The sequence below is a fragment of the Amycolatopsis vastitatis genome, from assembly GCF_002234595.1.
In the GTDB taxonomy this organism is placed as follows: Bacteria; Actinomycetota; Actinomycetes; order Mycobacteriales; family Pseudonocardiaceae; genus Amycolatopsis; species Amycolatopsis vastitatis.
Genome location: NZ_NMUL01000008.1, coordinates 147,021 through 165,401, shown reverse-complemented (window position 1 = coordinate 165,401; position 18,381 = coordinate 147,021). Strand labels below are relative to the sequence as shown.

Annotated in this window: 20 protein-coding genes; 7 read left to right on the top strand and 13 right to left on the bottom strand. The window is 73.0% G+C overall.

What is annotated here, in order from left to right:
• Positions 1 to 286 precede the first annotated feature (286 nt).
• Positions 287 to 1,159 carry a MerR family transcriptional regulator gene (locus CF165_RS10670; RefSeq protein WP_093947304.1) on the top strand — a complete coding sequence of 291 codons (873 nt, stop codon included), beginning with the start codon at positions 287 to 289 and terminating at the stop codon, positions 1,157 to 1,159.
• Between the two features lie 152 nt (positions 1,160 to 1,311).
• On the opposite strand, the gene CF165_RS10665 is transcribed toward CF165_RS10670, so the two are convergent.
• Positions 1,312 to 1,518: a hypothetical protein gene (locus CF165_RS10665; protein WP_205660816.1), complete on the bottom strand. Its 207-nt coding sequence runs from the start codon at positions 1,516 to 1,518 to the stop codon at positions 1,312 to 1,314.
• A 297-nt stretch (positions 1,519 to 1,815) separates the two neighbouring features.
• Between CF165_RS10665 and fusA the strand changes: the two genes are divergently transcribed.
• Positions 1,816 to 3,771 carry an elongation factor G gene (gene fusA / locus CF165_RS10660; RefSeq protein ID WP_093947303.1) on the top strand — a complete coding sequence of 652 codons (1,956 nt, stop codon included), beginning with the start codon at positions 1,816 to 1,818 and terminating at the stop codon, positions 3,769 to 3,771.
• A gap of 117 nt (positions 3,772 to 3,888) precedes the next feature.
• Here the strand turns inward: fusA and CF165_RS10655 are convergent, their stop codons facing one another.
• Genes CF165_RS10655 through CF165_RS10645 form a run of 3 tightly spaced genes read right to left on the bottom strand, consistent with a single transcriptional unit; the run spans position 3,889 to position 6,507 of the window.
• Entirely contained in the window at positions 3,889 to 5,076 is a 1,188-nt protein-coding gene (locus CF165_RS10655; RefSeq protein WP_093947302.1) for a cysteine desulfurase-like protein, read from the bottom strand.
• 14 nt (positions 5,077 to 5,090) lie between these two features.
• Positions 5,091 to 6,224, bottom strand: coding sequence for an acyltransferase family protein (locus CF165_RS10650; protein WP_240521532.1), 1,134 nt, complete (start codon positions 6,222 to 6,224; stop codon positions 5,091 to 5,093).
• Positions 6,225 to 6,279: 55 nt separating this feature from the next.
• Entirely contained in the window at positions 6,280 to 6,507 is a 228-nt protein-coding gene (locus CF165_RS10645; protein WP_093947300.1) for a hypothetical protein, read from the bottom strand.
• A gap of 97 nt (positions 6,508 to 6,604) precedes the next feature.
• Between CF165_RS10645 and CF165_RS10640 the strand changes: the two genes are divergently transcribed.
• Positions 6,605 to 7,858, top strand: a complete 1,254-nt coding sequence (locus CF165_RS10640) for a glycosyltransferase 87 family protein (protein ID WP_240521531.1) — start codon at positions 6,605 to 6,607, stop codon at positions 7,856 to 7,858.
• Here the strand turns inward: CF165_RS10640 and CF165_RS10635 are convergent.
• Positions 7,809 to 8,246: a DUF4383 domain-containing protein gene (locus CF165_RS10635; RefSeq protein ID WP_093947298.1), complete on the bottom strand. Its 438-nt coding sequence runs from the start codon at positions 8,244 to 8,246 to the stop codon at positions 7,809 to 7,811. The genes CF165_RS10640 and CF165_RS10635 overlap by 50 nt on opposite strands.
• A gap of 105 nt (positions 8,247 to 8,351) precedes the next feature.
• Here CF165_RS10635 and CF165_RS10630 point away from each other — a divergent pair, with 105 nt between their 5' ends.
• A complete protein-coding gene (locus CF165_RS10630) occupies positions 8,352 to 8,801 on the top strand; it encodes an SRPBCC family protein (protein ID WP_093947297.1) in 450 nt (149 codons plus the stop codon).
• 41 nt (positions 8,802 to 8,842) lie between these two features.
• Here CF165_RS10630 and CF165_RS10625 read toward each other — a convergent pair whose 3' ends face one another.
• Both CF165_RS10625 and CF165_RS10620 read right to left on the bottom strand, forming a co-directional pair.
• Complete coding sequence (locus tag CF165_RS10625) at positions 8,843 to 9,832, bottom strand: YdcF family protein (RefSeq protein ID WP_093947296.1); 990 nt, start codon at positions 9,830 to 9,832, stop codon at positions 8,843 to 8,845.
• 21 nt (positions 9,833 to 9,853) lie between these two features.
• Positions 9,854 to 10,507 (bottom strand): class I SAM-dependent methyltransferase, encoded by a 654-nt coding sequence (locus tag CF165_RS10620; protein ID WP_093947295.1) that lies wholly within the window; start codon positions 10,505 to 10,507, stop codon positions 9,854 to 9,856.
• Positions 10,508 to 10,543: 36 nt separating this feature from the next.
• Between CF165_RS10620 and CF165_RS10615 the strand changes: the two genes are divergently transcribed.
• On the top strand, positions 10,544 to 10,972 hold the full coding sequence (locus CF165_RS10615) for a MerR family transcriptional regulator (RefSeq protein WP_093947294.1): 429 nt from the start codon (positions 10,544 to 10,546) through the stop codon (positions 10,970 to 10,972).
• A gap of 1 nt (position 10,973) precedes the next feature.
• Positions 10,974 to 11,330 carry a DNA polymerase ligase N-terminal domain-containing protein gene (locus CF165_RS10610; RefSeq protein ID WP_093947293.1) on the top strand — a complete coding sequence of 119 codons (357 nt, stop codon included), beginning with the start codon at positions 10,974 to 10,976 and terminating at the stop codon, positions 11,328 to 11,330.
• Between the two features lie 41 nt (positions 11,331 to 11,371).
• Here the strand turns inward: CF165_RS10610 and CF165_RS10605 are convergent, their stop codons facing one another.
• From CF165_RS10605 to CF165_RS10580, 6 genes are all read right to left on the bottom strand, one after another.
• Positions 11,372 to 12,058, bottom strand: a complete 687-nt coding sequence (locus CF165_RS10605; RefSeq protein WP_093947292.1) for a DUF998 domain-containing protein — start codon at positions 12,056 to 12,058, stop codon at positions 11,372 to 11,374.
• A gap of 167 nt (positions 12,059 to 12,225) precedes the next feature.
• Positions 12,226 to 13,092, bottom strand: coding sequence for an NAD(+)/NADH kinase (locus CF165_RS10600; RefSeq protein WP_093947291.1), 867 nt, complete (start codon positions 13,090 to 13,092; stop codon positions 12,226 to 12,228).
• A gap of 33 nt (positions 13,093 to 13,125) precedes the next feature.
• A complete protein-coding gene (locus tag CF165_RS10595) occupies positions 13,126 to 14,601 on the bottom strand; it encodes a flavin-containing monooxygenase (RefSeq protein ID WP_093947290.1) in 1,476 nt (491 codons plus the stop codon).
• Complete coding sequence (locus CF165_RS10590; RefSeq protein ID WP_093947367.1) at positions 14,598 to 15,458, bottom strand: SDR family NAD(P)-dependent oxidoreductase; 861 nt, start codon at positions 15,456 to 15,458, stop codon at positions 14,598 to 14,600. Before CF165_RS10590 ends, CF165_RS10595 begins: the two co-directional genes overlap by 4 nt.
• 67 nt (positions 15,459 to 15,525) lie before the next feature.
• Positions 15,526 to 16,416, bottom strand: a complete 891-nt coding sequence (locus tag CF165_RS10585) for an alpha/beta fold hydrolase (protein ID WP_093947289.1) — start codon at positions 16,414 to 16,416, stop codon at positions 15,526 to 15,528.
• Entirely contained in the window at positions 16,413 to 17,708 is a 1,296-nt protein-coding gene (locus CF165_RS10580; RefSeq protein WP_093947288.1) for a cytochrome P450, read from the bottom strand. The genes CF165_RS10585 and CF165_RS10580 overlap by 4 nt, the downstream gene beginning before the upstream one ends.
• An 83-nt stretch (positions 17,709 to 17,791) precedes the next feature.
• On the opposite strand from CF165_RS10580, the gene CF165_RS10575 reads away from it, so the two are divergent.
• The gene (locus CF165_RS10575; RefSeq protein WP_093947287.1) at positions 17,792 to 18,379 is read left to right on the top strand and encodes a TetR/AcrR family transcriptional regulator; all 588 of its coding nucleotides are present in this window, start codon (positions 17,792 to 17,794) and stop codon (positions 18,377 to 18,379) included.
• The last annotated feature ends 2 nt before the right edge of the window (positions 18,380 to 18,381 follow it).

Below are 18,381 nucleotides of genomic sequence, written 5' to 3'. Positions count from 1 at the left end.
CGAAAAGCTGACGAACGCGGGGGCGCGAAACCAGGGCCGAGGGGGTGATCAAGACCGGTGCGCGTGGCCGCGAGCAGGGCGGATGCGCCCGGGCCGGGTCGTCCGCTCCCGGGGCCCGATGGGGACGGGCGCTCCACCGCACCCGGCCGGCGCGGGCCTTCCCCCGGCGGCCGCGCGGGCCGGACGACCGGCGCCGGACGGACGCGGCCTGCGTGTCTTCGCCGTTCGGCCGAGGTGGGCGTCGCTAAACTTCGGCAGTTCGCGGTCCGCGAGGCGAAGGGGCACGGTGGAACCCGACAACGACGCGCCGCCCGCCGCGGGAGCGTGGGCTGCCGGCAAGGTCGCCGAGCTGCTCGGCGTGTCGCCGGTGACCCTGCGCAGCTGGAGCGCGCGGTACGGGATCGGCCCGCCCGCCGCCGGGCGGCACCGCCGGTACTCCGACGCCGACGTCCGCCGCCTGCAGCACATGCAGCGGCTGATCGCGCGGGGGATGCCGGTGCGGGAAGCCGCGGCCGCGGCGTTCGGCGACCGGCCGTCCGCCGAGCCCGGGGTGCCGGCGGCCCAGCGGGTGCGCGAGCTCGCCGACGCCGCGGAGGACCTCCGGTACGCCTCGCTCGCCGGGCTGCTCGATGAGGTCCTGGACGCGCTGGGACCGGCCGCCGCCTGGACCGACGTCCTGGCCCCGGTGCTGCGCGGCCTGGGTGACCGCTGGCAGCGCGGCGACCTGTGTTTCGCCCCGGAATGGGCGCTGACGGCGGAGATGTCGCTGGCGTTCGAGCGGTTCAGCCGCCGGTTCCCGGCGGCCGTACCCGCCCGCCCGGTGCTGCTGGCCTGCTGCCCCGCCGAGCGGCATTCCCTGCCGATGGAGGCGCTGCGGGCGACCCTGGCCGAAGCCGGGGTCCCGGTGGCGTACGCCGGCCGGCTGGTGCCCGCCGAAACGCTGGCGGACCTGACGGCCCGGCTCGACCCGGTGCTGGTGCTGCTGTGGTCCATGGCGCCTTCGACGGCCGACGACCTGCTGGCCGACCGGGTGCGCGGCCTCGGGCGCGCGGTGGGCACCGCCGGCCCCGGCTGGGACCACCTCGGCGACCGCGGCTTCCCGAGGGTGAACGACCTCGGGTCGGCGGTGGAACTCGCTGTCGGGCACGCCGAGGGCTGACCGGTTCCGGCGGAGCCCCCGCGGTGCAGCACCCCGCCAGGTCTCGCTCCGGCGCGGGAACGGAAGCTCGACGTCGCCCGATCTGCCGGGGCCAGGCTGCAGGGGAGGCCTGCGACGTTGCGGCGGAGCCCGGCAGCGTAACGGCTCGGCGCCTACGCGTCCGCCAGCGCGAACTCGGCCACCGTGCGCCACGACCGCGTGCCCATGGTGCCGGCGATCAAGCGCACCCGGTCGACGCCGGCGCGGACCGGCAGCTGCCCCCGGACGTCGGCGGCGGCCCGGCGCAGGGCGGGGCGGGCACCGGCACGATCACCGCCGTCTCGGTCGCGCCCGCCAGGGTGCCTAGTCCACCACGGCATGCTCGCACACGGCTGCCACGCCGCGGAAATCTTGTTGGCCGCTGGGCATTCCGCCGCTACGCTGCCCCGGAACCACCACACCGCGTCGAACGAAGGGAGCCGGCCATGCGTCACCGCATCGCTGTCGCTCCCCGGTCGCGGTCCGAGGTGATCCTGGTGTCCCCGGACGCCCGGTGCCGGCCGCGCGGCCCGCACCGGACCCCGTGACACCCTGCTCCTGCTCCCTCCACTGTGGACGCACGGCGTCGCGGGGAATCGCGCCGTCCTGACCCGCCGATCCTCACGAAGGACCGTGCCGTGCGCACTCACACCCTGACCACCGTCCGCAACCTCGGCATCCTCGCCCACGTCGACGCGGGCAAGACCACCGTCACCGAACGGATCCTCCACCGCACCGGAGCCACCCACAAGCAGGGCGAGGTCCACGACGGCACCACCGTCACCGACTTCGACCCGCAGGAACGCGACCGCGGCATCACCATCTTCGCCGCGGCCGTCAGCTGCACGTGGGACGGCCACCGGCTCACCCTCATCGACACGCCCGGCCACGTCGACTTCACCGACGAGGTCGAACGGTCGCTGCGGGTGCTCGACGGCGCCGTCGCCGTGTTCGACGCCGTGGCGGGGGTCGAGCCGCAGAGCGAATCCGTGTGGCGGCAGGCCGACCGGTACGGCGTCCCGCGGATCGCCTTCGTCAACAAGCTCGACCGCGCGGGCGCCGACCTCGACGCCGCCGTCGCCTCGATCCGGGCGCTGCTGCACCCGGCACCGCTGGTCGTGCAGCTGCCGATCGGGCGGGAGGACGGCTTCACCGGTGTCGTCGACCTCCTGCGCCTGACGGACGTTCCCGGCGACCTCGTCGCCGAGGCCCGTCGCCGTCGCCGGGCGCTGGAGGAGGCCGTCGCCGAGCTGCACCCGGTGGCCCTCGACGAGTTCTGCGCCACCGGCACGATCTCGGCGGAGACCCTGGAGAAGGCCCTGCGGGAGCTGACGCTCAGCGGCGACGGGCTCGTCGTGCTGTGCGGGGCGGCCTACCGCGACCGCGGGATCGAGCCCCTGCTCGACGCCGTCGTCGCCTACCTGCCGTCGCCGGCGGACGTCCTGCCGGTGCGGCCGGACCGGCCCGCCGACCCGGCGGCGCCGCTGGCCGCGCTGGTGTTCAAGGTCGTCTCGACGGCCACGGGTCGGCTGACGTCCCTGCGGGTGTACTCGGGAACGCTGCGGAAGGGGGACCAGGTGCGGGACGCGGGCACCGGGCGCACCGAACGGATCGCCAGGGTCCTGCGCGTGCAGGCCGACCGGCATTCCGAAGTGGACAGTGCGGTGGCCGGCGACATCGTCGCGGTGGCCGGGCCGAAGGCGGCGCGCGTCGGCGCCACCCTCTGCGCGCCCGGCGACCCCGTGCTGCTGGAACCGCCGGTGACGGCGGACCCGGTGGTCTCGGTCGCCGTCGAAGCCCGCCGCGCCGGCGACGGCGACCGGCTGGCGTCGGCGCTGGCCCGGCTGGCCGAGGAGGACCCGTCGCTGGTCGTGCGGGCCGACCCGGAGACCGGGCAGACGGTGCTGTCCGGGCTGGGCGAGCTGCACCTGGAGGTGGCGGTGGAGAAGCTGCGGCGGGACCGCGGGCTGGACGTCGCGGTGGGCCGTCCTTCGGTGGCGCACCGCGAGACGGTGGTCAGCGGCGTGACCGGACTGGTCTACCGCCACGTCAAGCAGGACGGCGGGGCGGGCCAGTTCGCCCACGTGGTCCTGGACGTCTCGCCGGCGGAGGACGGGTTCGAGTTCGCTTCGGCGGTCGTCGGCGGCCGGGTGCCGCGCGAGTACGTCCGCGCGGTCGAAGCGGGCTGCCGGGACGCCTTGGCCGAGGGACCGCTGGGCGGGCACCCGGTGATCGGGCTGCGCGTCACCCTGACCGACGGGGCGACGCACCCGAAGGACTCGTCCGACCTGGCGTTCCGGACGGCCGGACGGCTCGGCCTGCGGGAAGCGCTGCGCTCGTCGGTCCTGCGGCTGCTCGAACCGGTGGCGGAGGTGGTGGTGACCGTGCCGGTCGACGCCGTCGGCGGCGTGCTCGGCGACCTCGCCGCCCGGCGGGGCCGCGTGGCCGGTTCGGTCGTCCGCGCGGGCACCGCGGTGGTGACGGCGACGGTGCCGCTGGCGGAGCTGTTCGGCTACGCGAACCGGCTGCGGAGCCGCACGCAGGGCCGGGGCACGTTCACCGCCCGCCCTTCGGGCTACGCCCCGGCACCGTGAGATAAGGGTGGCGAGCCCGGAGAACTTCCCGGCTCGCCACCCCGCACGATGTCGTGAACGACTCTTTCAAGTCGTCCGACGACATGAACGAGTCGTTCACGACACGCGGTGCCGCGCTCAGCCGCGGGGGAGCGACTCGAGTCCGGCGAGCAGGCGGTCGACGTCGGCTTCCGTGGTGTACGGCGCGATTCCGGCCCGGACCGCGCCGGTGTCGCCCAGGCCGAGGTGCCGTGAACACTCGATCGCGTAGAAGCTGCCCGCCGGAGCGTTGACCCCGACCGAGCCGAGATGTTCGTACACCGCCTGCGAAGGAACGCCGTCCACCGAGAACAACACCGTCGGCGTCCGGTGCCGCCCGGGCGTGCCGTACCGCGTGACCCCCGGCAGCAGACCGAGACCGGCGTCGAGCCGAGCCAGCAGCGCGTTCTCGTGCGCTTCCACCGCCGCCATCGACTCCACCAGCCGCGAGCGGCGTGAGCCCGCGCCCGGCACCAGCCCGGCGAGGAAGTCGATCGCCGCGGTCGTCCCGGCCAGCAGCTCGTAAGGCAACGTGCCCAGTTCGAACCGCTCCGGGACCGCGTCGGTCGACGGCAGCAGCTTGTCCGGGTGCAGCGTCTCGAGCAGGGAGGGCGCCGCCGCGAGCACCCCGTGATGCGGCCCGAGGAACTTGTACGGCGAGCAGGCGTAGAAATCCGCCCCGAGCGCCGTGACGTCGACCGCCGCGTGCGGGGTCAGGTGCACGCCGTCCACGTACAGCAGCGCGCCCGCGTCGTGCACCTCCGCCGCGATCGCCGGGATGTCGGGGCGGGTGCCCAGCAGGTTCGACGCCGCCGTCACCGCGACCAGGCGCGTCCGGTCCGACAGCAGCGGGCCGATCGGCGCGAGCTCGCCGGTCGCGGGATCGAAGTCCGCCCAGCGGACGGTCGCGCCGGTCTGGACCCACGGCCGGATGTTCGCGTCGTGGTCGAGGCGGGTGACCACGACTTCGTCGCCCGGGCCCCAGTTCCGGGCCAGCGTGCGGGAGAAGTCGTACGTCAGCTGGGTCATGCTGCGTCCGAAGACCACGCCGGCCGGGTCGGCGGCGAGCAGGTCGGCGACCGCCTGCCGGGCTTCGGCGACCACCGCGCTCGCGCGGCGCTCGGCCGCCGTGACGACGCCGCGGTTGGCGATCGCGGCGCACAGCGTGCCGGCCACCGCCTCGCCGACGACGTCGGGGACCTGCGAGCCGCCGGGTCCGTCGAAGTGGGCGGCGCCGCCGTCGAGAGCGGGGAAGTGCTCGCGAATCTTCCGCACGTCGTAGGTCACGGCGCCAGCATGCCTCAAGATCTCCGCAGCGGGGCGGCCGCGGTGGCCGGCACCCGCGGCGGCGCGGGCACGGGCCGCCGCACCGGCGCCGGGGGCCGCAGGTGCTGGCGCAGGCGCTGCGTCGGCTTTTCCACGTAGTTCCAGGACAGCTGCCCGACCAGGTAGGCGGCCGGCACGGCCAGCAGGATCAGCAGCCACACCTGCCGGACCCCGGCGAGGATGAGCAGCTGCTGGATCGGGAAACCCCAGATGTAGGTGCCGTAGCTGCCGTAGACGTACGGCCCGGCGGCCTCCAGCTTCCGCGGCCAGTGCATCGCGAGCGTGATCGCGCCGTAAGCCGCGCTCAGCGCCAGCGCGTACCGGCTCGCCGGCGTCTGGCTCAACCCGAGGTACGCGCCGAAGAGGACGAGCGCCACCCACGGCTTGAGCGGGATCCGGTCGCGGTAGGCGTGCAGCACCATCCCGAGCACGAACGGGACCAGGAACGACACCGTCGACCCGATCGGCACGACCAGCAGCGAGCCGCCCGCCCCGTGGTACTCGAACGTCGCCCGCAGCACGCTGTCGGTGTAGACCATGCCGCCGAGGACGAGGAACAGGACCAGCCGCGGCACGCCGATCAGCACGATCACGCCGACGACGAGCACCAGCCCGTAGCCGAGCAGCTCCATCGGCAGCGTCCAGATCGCGCCGTTCACCGAGAACGGGTACGGGTTTCCGCTGAACACCCCGGGCAGGTCGTGCTGCATGTAGAACAGCACGGTCGTGCCGACCAGGTATCGCCACGTCTGGATGTGCGTCCAGTAGTCGTGCGCCGGCCACGTCGTGACCAGGGGGCCGATGACGAACACCGTCACCAGAAGCACCACGACCAGCGGCGGCATGATCCGCAGCAGCCGTCGCGCGGAGAACCGCCACCACGACGGGTCGCGCGCCCAGCTGTCCTGGATCTGGTAGCCGCTCATCGCGAAGAAGCCCATCAGCGCGATGTACCCGGGGGACATGTGCCAGGACGCGGGGAAGATCGTCAGCCGCTGGGGGTGCAGCAGGGGCATGCTGTGGTCGACGATGACCGTGATCGCGCCGATCATCCTCAGCCACGCGAAGCCGATGTTGGGATTGGCGTGAATTTTTGGCGAGGTCGGCACGGAGCGAGATGCTAGCCCATCCGGTCCTGCCGCTTGAGCCGAACGGTGGAGAAAGTCAGCGTCCGCGGTTGCGCGGGTGTTCGCGCGCCCGGCGTTCGTTGCCGTGCTTGTAGTTGCCGGTCACGCGGGCCATCAGCAGCTGCTGGTCGTCACCCCGCGCCACGGCGGCCAGGAACCGGGCCGCGGCGTTCCCGCGCAGCGTCCCGGCCGGACGGCCGTGGTGAGTGATCGTCACAATGCCGCGTTCGCCGGCTTGGTAGGCGAAGCCGCCCGGAGTCCCCATGCGCCCAGGGTGACACGGGCGGCAACCGGTTTTCCCGGGGTCGATCTCGGGGGATACCCGGATGGTGCCCGGGCCGGGACCCGACAGAATGCCAGTGGTGACCGGAGGGGGACGACGGGTGCGGGACCGGCTGGAGAACAAGTACGTGCTCCTGGGCGCCCACGCGCTCGTGCTCGCGGTGCTGCTCGTGTCGTACAACGACGGCCGCGTGCGGTTCCCGGCCTACCGCGTCGACCTCGACGTCTACCGCCTGGGCTCGGCGGCGTTGCTGCACGGCCGGGCGCTGTACGGCACGCTGCCTCCCACCGGTGACGGCCAGTTCCTGCTCTTCACCTACCCGCCGTTCGCGGCGATCGTGCTGGCCCCGCTGGCGGTGCTGCCGTACTGGGCTGCTTGCCTGGCGCTCACCCTGCTCACGCTCGGGGTGCTCGCCCTGGTCCTGGCGACGGTGCTGCGCGCGCTCGGCAAGCGGTGCGACTGGCGGCGGGTGGCCGTGCTGCTCTTGGCGGCCGAAGTCCTGGAGCCCGTGCTGCGCACGGTGTACGCGGGCCAGCTCGACCTCCTGCTGCTGGCGCTCGTCGTGCTGGACGTCCTGGTGGACACCCCGAAGTGGCCGCGCGGCCTGCTGATCGGCCTCGCCGCCGCGGTGAAGCTGACCCCGGCGGTGTTCCTGCTGTACTTCCTGCTCCGCCGGGACGGCCGGGCCGCGCTGACCGCCGCCGTCACGTTCGTGGCGGCGACTGCGCTGGGGTTCCTGCTGGCCGGCGCGGACTCGGTGCGGTACTGGACCGGGGCACTGTGGGACACCGGCCGCGTCGGCGAGCCGACGTACGCCGGCGACCAGTCGCTGCTGGGGCTGCTGGCCAGAATCGGGGTGCCGGCCCCCGCGCGGACCGCGTGGTGGCTGCCGCTGGTGGCCCTGGTGCTCCTGCTGACCGCGCTGGGCATGCGACGCGCGCTGGCCGCGGGGGAGACGACCGTCGCGCTCGGCCTGAACGCCGTCGGCGGGCTGCTGGTGTCGCCGATTTCCTGGACGCACCACTGGGTCTGGGCCGTGGTCGTCCTGCTCGGCTGGGCGGAGCTGGCCCGCCGCACGCGACGGCGTGGCTTCGCCGTCCTGGCCGGCGTCGGCACCGTGCTGTTCGTGGCCGGGCCGCAGTGGTGGTGGCCACGCGGCGGCGAGGTCGAGAGCCGGTGGAACGTCGTTCAGCAGCTCACCGGCAACGGTTACGTCCTGTTCGGACTGGCGGTGCTGGTCACGGCGGTGCTGGCGCGGTTCCCGCGGCCGGACGACGTCGTCGTCAGCGGCGCCGTCCCGGCCGGCGCCGGAGCCAGCCCCCGCCGAGGATGAGCATCGCCGTGCCGAGGCCGAGGGCGAGGCACACCCCGGCGGTGTTCATCGGCAGGACGTCCTCGAACGCCTTCGGCAGCGGCAGCAGCCCGGCGATCCCCAGCACGGCGTAGCAGGCGCCGGCCACGAGGAGGAACCGGCTCGACAGGCCGGAGGAGCGGGTGCAGAACACCGCGGCGGCGCCGGTCAGCAGGTGCCCGAGCGTCCACGCCGCGGACACCGCGAACACCCCGAACAGGGCACGCGCCGGGCCGTCGCCGACGGTGATCCCCGGAATCAGCTCGCACGCCCCCAGCACGAGGAACAAAAGGCCGATGAGCATTCCTATGCCCTGCACGGGAGCGGGGCCCCGCTTGGGGACCTGCGCTGCGGGTTCGGTGCGCGCCATGGTTTCCGGGTTCCCCGCACACGGCCGTTTAATGCACTCCCGCCCGGTTGTGCCGGACCGGTCCGGGTAACCGGCCCCGATCGCGCCACCGAGGAGGAGCAGACGATGACCGAGTACCGCCACACCGTGACCGCCGACGTCCCGGCCGACGAGCTGTTCGCGTTCCTGAGCCACCCCGAAAACCTGCCCCGCTACTTCCCGGAGATGAAGGTCGCCGAACCGAAGGACGGCGACAGCGTCCACGTCGAGGCCGAGGTGCACGGCGAGCGCGTCGCGGGGGAGGCGTGGCTGCGCACCGACCCGGAGACCCGCTCGCTGTCCTGGGGCGCGGAAGGCCCCGACGACTACCACGGCGAACTGCGCATCCGTGACGACGGCCCGGCCTCCTCCGAAATCACCGTGACGCTGCACAGCGTCCGCGAGGCCGACGGCGACGAGGTCCAGCAGAGCCTCGAGCGCACGGTCGCCGCGATGACCCACGCCGCGACCGCCGACGCCGACGTCGCCGCGGCCGAAGGCCAGGGCGGCTGGACCTCCTACGACGGCAAGGGCTGAGCCATGCGTATAACGCCCTATACGTCCGGGCGTCCGGCCGCTCAGGTCAGGATCGTCAAGACCACACCCACACCGACGATGAGCACGCACGCCGCGATCGTCGTCCGGCGGTAATGCAGGATCAGCGCGGCGAACTCGCGCAGCAGCGCACTCGGCAGGAAGTAGCTCGCCGTCGGGGAACCCGTGGCGTGGAACGGCAGGCCGAGGCGGCGGCACTCCACCGCCGTCCGGAACACGTGGTAGTTGCTGGTCACCGCCACCACCAGCCGCGCGTCGCCCGGGAGGAGCGCGGCCGAGAACCGGAGGTTCTCCTCGGTCGTCCGTGCCCGGTCTTCACGCCGGATCAAGTCGTCCGGCACGCCGTGCTCCCGAAGGTAGTGGTGCATCGCTTCGGCTTCGGTGACCGTCTCGCCGGGTCCCCGCCCGCCGGAAACGACCAGCAGCGGCGGCGTGGTCTCGCGTTGGTGGAGCCGGATCGCGCGGTCGAGCCGCCCGGCGAGCAGCGGCGGCACGCGGTCGCCGTCGACACCGCAGCCGAGCACGATGATCGCGTCGAACCCGCCGCGGCGGCCGATCCGGCTGTACACCACGGAATAGACCAGCAGCGACGCGAACAGGAACCCGAAGTAGCAGGCGAGCACCGCCGCGATGGTCACCAGCGCCGAGCCCCACCGGCCGAGCGGGACGAAGAACAGCACCTCGAGGACGATCATCCCCACGCCGAGGCCGAGCGACAGCAGGTTCCCGGCGCGGTGCCCTTCCCGCCGCCACATCCGCACGCCGTTGACGAGCAACGCGATCGGCAGCACCAGCGCCACGACCACCACCACGACCCCGAGCAGCCCGAACAGCACCGGCGTCAGCCAGTCCAGGTGCAGTGCCGTCCGCAGCAGCCACAACGCGCTGAGCAGCAGCGCGAGGCCGAGCCAGACGGCGTTGCCGAGCCGCCGGGGCTCGGTGGCCAGCCGCACGGCGAAGACGACGAGGGCCACCGCGGCCGCGGCCGGCAGCACACTCCCGGCGACGCTCACCCGGCCTCCCCCTGAACTCCGTCAGGAACCCAACTTAGCCACGTGCGCGATGACGCACACGACGGGCGGGTCGAGGTCGAGGGTTTCGGTGCGGAAGTCCTCGAATCCGGCTGCGCCGAGCAGGCCGGTCAGCTCGTCGGCGGCGGCCGCGGCAGTGGCGCTGGGACAACGGGGCTGCGACACCAAGGCGATGCGCCCGCCGGGCCGCAGCAGCCGGCCGATTTCGCGCAGCCGGGCGGCGGGCTCGGGCCACATGCCGACGGTGTTGACGGCGAGCGCGGCGTCGAACGCTTCTTCGCCGAGGGTCAGGTTTTCGACGGGCGAGCAGACCAGGCGGACCCGCCCGGCCCGGACGGCGGCCCGGTTGCGGCGGCGCGCCTGGCGGATCACCACCGGCGAGTGGTCGACGCCGACCACCAGGCCCCGGGTCGCCCGCGCGGCGAGGGCGGCGACGGCCACGCCCGGACCGCAGCCGAGTTCGAGGACGCGTCCGGCCGGCCGGACGTCGAGAAGTCCCGCGGCCCAGCGGTTCCGGGCGACGTTCGACGAGCGACGGCCCATGATCCAGCCGGCGAGGTGTCCCGCGGCTCCGGACGGCCGGTGGAACTGGGCCAGGCCCCCGTGCCGGGCCCACCACGGCAGGAAGCGGCCCAGCACCTTCTCTGCGATCTCCATGGGGCGAGCGAACCACTTCGAGTAGCCTCGAAGTCAATGTCCGAGCCCACGCAGGCGTCGTTGTCGATCGGCGAGCTCGCCGATCGCACCGGCGTGCCGGCGACCACGCTGCGGTACTACGACGAACTCGGCCTGGTGCGGCCGTCGGCCCGCGCGGCGGGGCGCCGGCGCTATGCCACGTCGGCGGTCCGGCACGTCGGGATGATCGTCTTCCTGCGGGAGATCGGCTTCTCGCTGGCCGAGATCGAACGGTTCATCGCGGGGCCGTCCCGGCGGGAGCTGATCGAGGGCAAGCTGGCCGAGCTGGCCGAGCAGCAGCACCGCATCGAGGTGGCCCGCGCCGCTCTGGAGCACGGACGGCAGTGCCCGGCCGGCGAACCCGTGCGGTGCCCGCGGTTCTGGTCGATCGTCGAAGCCCGGCAGCGCGGGCTGTCGCTCGAGGAAAGCCACGAGCGGGCGCACTGACATGAGCGAGCGGCGACCGGCTTTCGTGCTGCACGAGCACTGGCGCCCGCGGCACCACTTCGACCTCCGGCTGGAGGAGGACGGCGTACTGCGGTCGTGGGCCGTGCCGCGCGGCCTCCCGCCCGATCCGGCGGAGAACCGGCTGGCGGTCGCCGTCCCCGACCACGCGCTCGACCACCTCGCCTACGAAGACGACACGAAGAAGGTCGCCGACACGGGCTGGTGGGAGGAGCACGACCGGACGGCCAAGCGGATCCTGTTCACGTTGCACGGCCGCGCGGGCGCGGTCCGGTACGCCCTGATCCGTACCGCACGCGACTGGCTCCTGCACCGCACCCGCGACCAGCCCACCCCGTAACTCGCGTGACCAGAGGCGGGAGACGGCCCGGATCACGCGAGTTACGCGGTGGCGTAGGAAACCCGGGCCGGGCGCATCGCGCGGTGGGCCCAGTGGCCCAGGACGGCCAGCAGGGCGATCTCCAGGACCATCATCAGGCGTTCCACCAGCCCGGTCGCCACCGTCGGCAGGTGACCGCCGAACACGACGTTCACCGCGAACGGGACGATGAACGGCAGGTAGAACGGGATCGCGGCCAGCGCCAGCCGGCGCGACCAGGTGGCGAACCGCCGCCAGCGCGGGTCGTCGCGGTGCCGCCTGCCCAGCGCCCAGCCGACGACCGGCAGGCTCAGGCACGTCACGGCCGAGGCGTAGAGGTGGATCTTGCCGGTGGCCGTGATCGCACCGCCTTGCGGGTCTTTCGCGAACAGCGCGACCGCCAGGAGGCTGACGCACCACAACGCCTTCGCCGCCACCAGCGCCGGGTTGGCCAGCAGGCCACGGCGGTAGAGCGCCACCAGCAGAAGCGCCGAGCCGGAGCTGGTGAGCAGCAGCGCGCCGTCCCACATCCAGCGGCCGGGGCTCAGCGCGTAGTCGCTCAGCATCGAGCTGACCGGGTCGAGGGGGGCGAGCCGCCGGTCGAGGTGCAGCACGGCGAGGAGGACGACGGCGCCGGCGAAGGCGGCCAGTGCGCCGGGCACGAGCAGGCGGGCGCGCAGCGACGGACGGACGGGTGCGGGACACAGCATGCGGTGAAACACTCCGGGACGGCTCGGCTGGTTCAGGCGGAGCAGCGGACGCTACCCGTGACCATTCCGTGACCATTGCCTACACGCTCGGGATGTGACGCACGACACGGCTCCGCCACGCTCAAGAAGCTCCGCCGCGCTCAAGAAGCTCCGCCGCGCTCAAAAACTCAGTGGTCGCCGTCCTGCGGGATCTCTGCCGAGTCGGTCAGCCGGAGCTTGCGCCGCGCCCGCTGGTAGAACGTCGTCATCCCGAGCCGGACCACCCGCGCCGCGCTCGGCCGGGCGCGCAGGTCCAGGCGGTCGCCGGGGGACACGTAGCCCTCGACCTGGCCGTCGACCTCCACCGCCAGCCGCCCGCTGGTCGGCAGCAGCTCGAGCGTGACTTCGTCGTGCACCGACAGCACCACGCCCCGGCTGTACGCCGAGTGCGGCGCCGCCGGCGTCACCAGCAGCGCCTCGACCGCCGGGCTGGTGATCGGGCCGCCCGCGGAGAAGCTGTACGCCGTCGAGCCGGTCGGGGTCGCCACGACCACCGCGTCGGCCGAGTAGCTCACGAACGGCTGGCCGCCGACGCGGACCGCCACCACCGCGCTCCCTTCGCCGGGCACGCGGACCACCGCGATGTCGTTGAACGCCGTGATCCGGCGCCCCTCCAGCACGGCGTCCACGGCCAGCCGGGGCTCCACCGTGAACTCGTGCTCGTCGATGGCCGAAAGCGCGCCGGGCAGGTCGGGGACGTCGACCTCGGCCAGGAAGCCGAGCTTGCCGAGGTTCACCCCGAGCACCGGCGCGCGCTGGCCGTCGGCGAGCCGCATGGCCCGCAGCATCGTGCCGTCGCCGCCCAAGCTGACCACAAGGTCGGAGCGGCGCCCGAGCTCTTCGGGCGTCACCCCGATCGCGGCGCAGTTCAGCCGGACGATCTCGTCGGAGATGCCGAGGATCTCGATGTTCCGCTTGCCCGCCCAGCCGAGCACGGCTTCGACGGCGGCCGCCGAGTCGCGGCGGGGGTGCAGCACGAGTCCCGCGGAGTGCATGTCAGCGGCCCCTTGCGGGCGCAGTACCGAGCGTCATGCGGTCAGTCTGCCCGCTCCCGCCGATCGCCGCGAGAAACGCAGGGCGCCGTCGTCGAGACGGCCGTGCCGGAGCTTGACGACGTCGTGCGCGTAGCTCATGCCCAGCTGCCAGGGCGCCCGCGAACCGGCCTTCGGGAACTCGCCGATCGAGCGCTGGACGTAGCCGGCGTCGAAGTCGAGCAGCGGCCGCTCGGTGACCGCCGGGTCGTCGTTGACCGGCACGCACTGGTCGTGTCCGGTCCGGTCGAGGTGGCGCAGCAGCCGGACGACGTACTCGGCGACGAGGTCGGCCTTCAGCGTCCACGACGCGTTCGTGTAGCCGATCGTGAAGGCGAAGTTCGGCACGCCGCTGAGCATCATTCCCTTGTAGGCCATGGTTTCCGGCAGCTTCACCGGGTCGCCGTCCACGACGAGCTCGATGCCGCCGAAGGCCAGCAGTCGCAGCCCGGTGGCGGTGACGACGACGTCCGCTTCGAGTTCGCCGCCCGACTCCAGCCGCAGCCCGTCCGGGGTGAACTCCGCGATCCGGTCGGTGACGATCGAGGCGTCGCCGCGGCGGATCGAGCGGAACAGGTCGCCGTCGGGGACCAGGCAGAGGCGCTGGTCCCACGGCTGGTAACGCGGCTTGAAGTGGGTGTCGACGGCGTAGCCCGGCGGCAGCTGCTTCGCCGTCGCCTTGCGGATCAGCGCCTTGACGACGCCGGGGCGGCGCCGGCTGAGCTGGTAGATCAGCGTGCTGACCGCGACGTTCTTCCAGCGCGCGATCGGGTACGCCAGCCGCGGGCCGAGCAGGCCGCGGAGCCGGTTGGCCAGCGTGTCCTCCGACGGCATCGAGAGGATGTAGCTGGGGGAGCGCTGCAGCATGGTCACGTGCGCCGCGCGGCCGGTCATCGCCGGGACGAGCGTCACGGCGGTCGCGCCGCTGCCGATCACGACGACCTTCTTGCCGGTGTAGTCGAGGTCCTCGGGCCAGTGCTGCGGGTGCACGACGGTGCCGCCGAACCGCTCGAGACCCGGGAACTCCGGCGTGTGACCGGATTCGTAGTCGTAGTAGCCGCTGCACAGGTACAGGAACTTCGCGGTGAGCGCCACCGGCTTCCCGTCGTGCACCGCTTCGACCGTCCACAGTGCGTCCTCCGTGGACCATTCCGCGCGGACCACCTTGTGCCCGAAGCGGATGAACCGGTCGATCCCGGCGTCGGTCGCGGTGTCGCGGACGTACCGCAGGATCGACGGGCCGTCCGCGATGGCCTTCGCGTCGGTCCACGGCCGGAACCGGTAGCCGAGCGTGTGCATGTCCGAATCGGACCGGATCCCCGGGTAGCGGAACAGGTCCCACGTGCCGCCGACCGCATCGCGGGCTTCGAGGATCGTGAGCGTCTTGCGCGGGAACGCCGTCCGCAGGTGGTGGGCCGCGCCGACGCCGGACAACCCGGCGCCGACGATGAGCACGTCGACGTGTTCGGTCATGTCACGGCCTCCGTCCGCCGGCGCCGCAGGACGCGGGTCAGCACGGCGTTGTAGTGGGTGGGGGTGACGCGGGCGAGCGCGTCGAACAGGTAGGCGTCGGGCCCGACCAGAATGCGGGCCTTGCCGCGGTCGACCCCCGCGTGGATGACCGCCGCCGCCTTGTCCGGCGACGTCATCGTCATGGCCTCGAACTGGGCGGCCAGTTGTTCCTTGGTGCGCCCCAGCCCTTCGGGGTCGCGGCGCATCCGGGCGTTGCGCGCGATGTTCGTGGTGATGCCGCCGGGGTGCACGGTGATCGCGCGGACAGCGGTGCCGCGAAGCTCTTGCCGCAGCGACTCGGTGAAGCCGCGGACGGCGAACTTCGCCGCGCAGTACGCGCTCTGGTACGGCATCCCGAGCAGGCCGAACACGCTGGAGGTGTTCACGATCGCGCCTTCGCCCTGGGCGACGAGGACCGGCAGGAACGCCCGCGTCCCGTGGACGACCCCGCGGAAGTTGATGTCGTGCAGCCAGTCGTCGTCCTCGGGCACCGCGTCGAGCACGGTCGAGGTCACCGCGACACCGGCGTTGTTGAACACCGCGGCCAGTGGCGCCGGGAGCCACTCGCGGACCTCGGCGGCGAACCGCAGCTGGTCTTCCGCGTCGCGGACGTCGAGGACACGGGTCAGTACCCGGCCGGACAACGCGGCCGCGGCGGCCTTGAGGCCGTCTTCGTCGACATCGGCGAGGGCGACCGGCGAGCCGAGCCGGGACAGCCGGGTGGCCAGGGCCCGGCCGATGCCGGACGCCGCGCCGGTGATCACGACCGGGCGGCCGCTGAGGCTGCGCCGTTTAGGTGCCGATCCGACGGCAGTCACGGCGGAAACCGTGGCCTCGCGCGAATCGGCCGCGGACCGTTTCCGCCTGCTTTCGGTCGGATCGGCACTACGGGGCCGGGACATCGCTGCTCCTCGCGTGCTGGTCGATGAGGTCGAGCACGGCGGGCCACGCGCCTTCGGGCAGGTCGTGGCCCATGCCGCGGACGGTTTCGCGGCGGGCGCCGGGAATCGCACGGGCGGTGGCGGCGCCGCCGGTGGGGTGGACCATCCGGTCGCGGTCGCCGTGGATCACCAGCGTCGGCGCGGTGATCTTCCGCAACAGGGGCGTCCGGTTGCCGGACTTCATGATCGCGGCGAGCTGGCGGCCGACACCGCCGGCGGTCGGGTCGCGGTCCCAGCCCTTCCCGGCCGTGTCGCGCACCCAGGCCTCGTCGAACGGGAAGCCGTGGGAGCCGATGTGGCGGAACATCCGGACGGCGCTTTCGACCGCCTCCTCGCGGGACTTCGGCGGCTTCCCGCCCATCATCCGCAACGTCGAAAGCGCGGGCCGGCCGAGCACGCGCGACCCGGTCGTCGACATGATCGACGTCAGGGTGCGGATCCGGTCCGGGTACAGCGCCGCGGTGGTCTGGGAGATCATGCCGCCCATGGAGACGCCGGCGATGTGGGCGGTCTCGAGGTCCAGCGCGTCGAACAGGCCCACGGTGTCGGCGGCCATGTCCATCAGGTCGTACTGCTGCGGCGGAAACCGCCCCGCGAGCATGCCGAAGAGGCTCGGCGGCCGGAAGCGTGGGTGCGTCGAGCGCCCGGCGTCCCGGTTGTCGAACCGGACGACCTCGTAGCCGCGCCCGGCGAGCTGCGCGCAGAAGGCGTCCGGCCAGCCGTGCAGCTGCTGGCCGAGCCCGGCGACGAGGACGAGGGGCTCGGCGCCGGTGTCCCCGATCCGTTCGTAGGCCAGGGAAATCCCGCGGCCGACGTCCGCGATCCGCTCGGTCAAGAAGCACCTCCGGTCATCCGGCGGCGCACGACCGCGCGGCCGCCCTTGGCCGGGGCGTAGGCGACGCCCCGGGAGTGCCAGCGTTCGCCGGGGCCGGCGGCCGGCACGAGTTCGAAGTCCCGCAGGAGGGTGCGCAGCACGACGGTCATCTCCATCGTCGCGAACGCGGCGCCGAGGCAGCGGCGCGTGCCGCCGCCGAACGGGATCCACTGGTAGAGGTCCGGGCGCGCGCCCGCGAAGCGATGCGGATCGAAGGTGGCCGCGTGCGGGAAGACGGCGTCGTCGTCGTGGATCAGCGCGATGCTGACGAGCACCGCGTAGCCCTTCGGCAGCGTCCACCGGCCGAGCCGGTAGCCGTCCTGCTTGACCTGCCGGGCGGTGAGGTCGATGACCGGGCGGGTGCGCTGGACCTCGAGGATCGTCGCGTCGAGGAGTTTTCCGTCGTCGTCCTTCAGCTCCGCCAGCAGCGCGGGGTGGCGGCGGAGGCGCTCGACCGCCCAGGCCAGCGTGGTCGCCGTGGTCTCGTGCCCGGCGGTGAGCAGGGTGAGGAGCTGGTCGCCGATCTCTTCGCGGGTCAGCTTCGACCCGTCGTCGTAGCGGGTCTGCAGCATCATCGCCAGGACGTCGTCGCCGTCCGGGCGGGCCTGGGCGATCAGCCGGTCGACGACCGCGTCGTACTCGCGGCGCATCCGCTCGAAGCGGCGCCACGGGTTGAAGCGGCCCTTCTTGGGAATCGGCAGCACGGCCAGCCGGGAGCCGAGGGTGACGAACGGCGGCAGCAGTTCGCGCAGCTCGGCGAACTCGGCCCCTTCGGCGCCGAACACCGCGCGGAGAATCGCGTTGAGGGTGATCCGCATCATCGACGGCAGCGTCGCGAACGCTTTCCCGTCCGGCCAGCTCGCCAGCTCACGGACGGTCTCCTCTTCGACGATCTTCTCGTACGCCGCGAGCCGTCGTCCGTGGAACGGCGGCACGAGGAGCTTGCGCTGCCGTTTGTGCTCCTCGCCGGAGAGGGCGAACATCGACCGGGGTCCCAGCACGCGCCCGAGGTTGACCTCGAGGTTGTCGACGAGCTCGGGTCCGGAGGTGAACAGCTGCTTGATCTCGCCGGGATCGCTGATCACGACGGCGTTGCCGAAGATCGGCACGTTCACCGTGAAGGCGTCGCCGTAGCGCTCGCGAAGGCGGCGCATCCCCCGCAGGGGTTGCGTGAGCGCGTAGGCGCCTTGGACGGCACGGGGAGCGCTCGGCCCCGGCGGCAGCGTCACGGGTGGTCCTGTCACGGTCGTCATCGACCCTCCCAGAGGTGGTACGCGAGCGTACCGTCGACACGGTACGCCGGTGTACCATCTCGTTTCAAGAGGAGGGGTATAGCGTGACTTCCGTGGACGTCGACACCCGCCGGTACCGGCAGCGGCTGCTGGACGGGCTGGCCGCGTCGATCACCTCCGGCGGCTTCCGCGACACGACGGTCGCCGACGTCGTCCGCCGCGCCCGCACGTCACGCCGGACGTTCTACGAGCACTTCTCCAGCCGGGAGGAGTGCTTGATCGCGCTCCTGGCCGACGCGAACCGTTCGATGATCCAGCAGATCTCCGAGGCCGTCGACCCGCGTGCGCCATGGAAAGAGCAGGTGCGCCAGGCGATCGAGACGTGGATCGCCTGCGCGGAGTCCGAGCCGGCGATCACGCTGAGCTGGATCCGGGACGTGCCCGCACTCGGCGCGCCGGCCCGCGACCTGCAGCGCGACGCGATGGAGGGGTTCATCGCGATGACCCAGCGGCTGACGGACACGGCGGAGATGCGCGCGGCGGGGATCAGCCCGCCGTCCCGCCAGCTGGCGATCATGCTGCTGGGCGGGTTGCGGGAGCTGATCGCCACCACCGTCGAGGACGGCGGCCGGGCCGGCGACGTCACCGAGCTCGCGGTGCGAGCCTCGATCGCCCTGCTCGGCCCGGCTTAGTC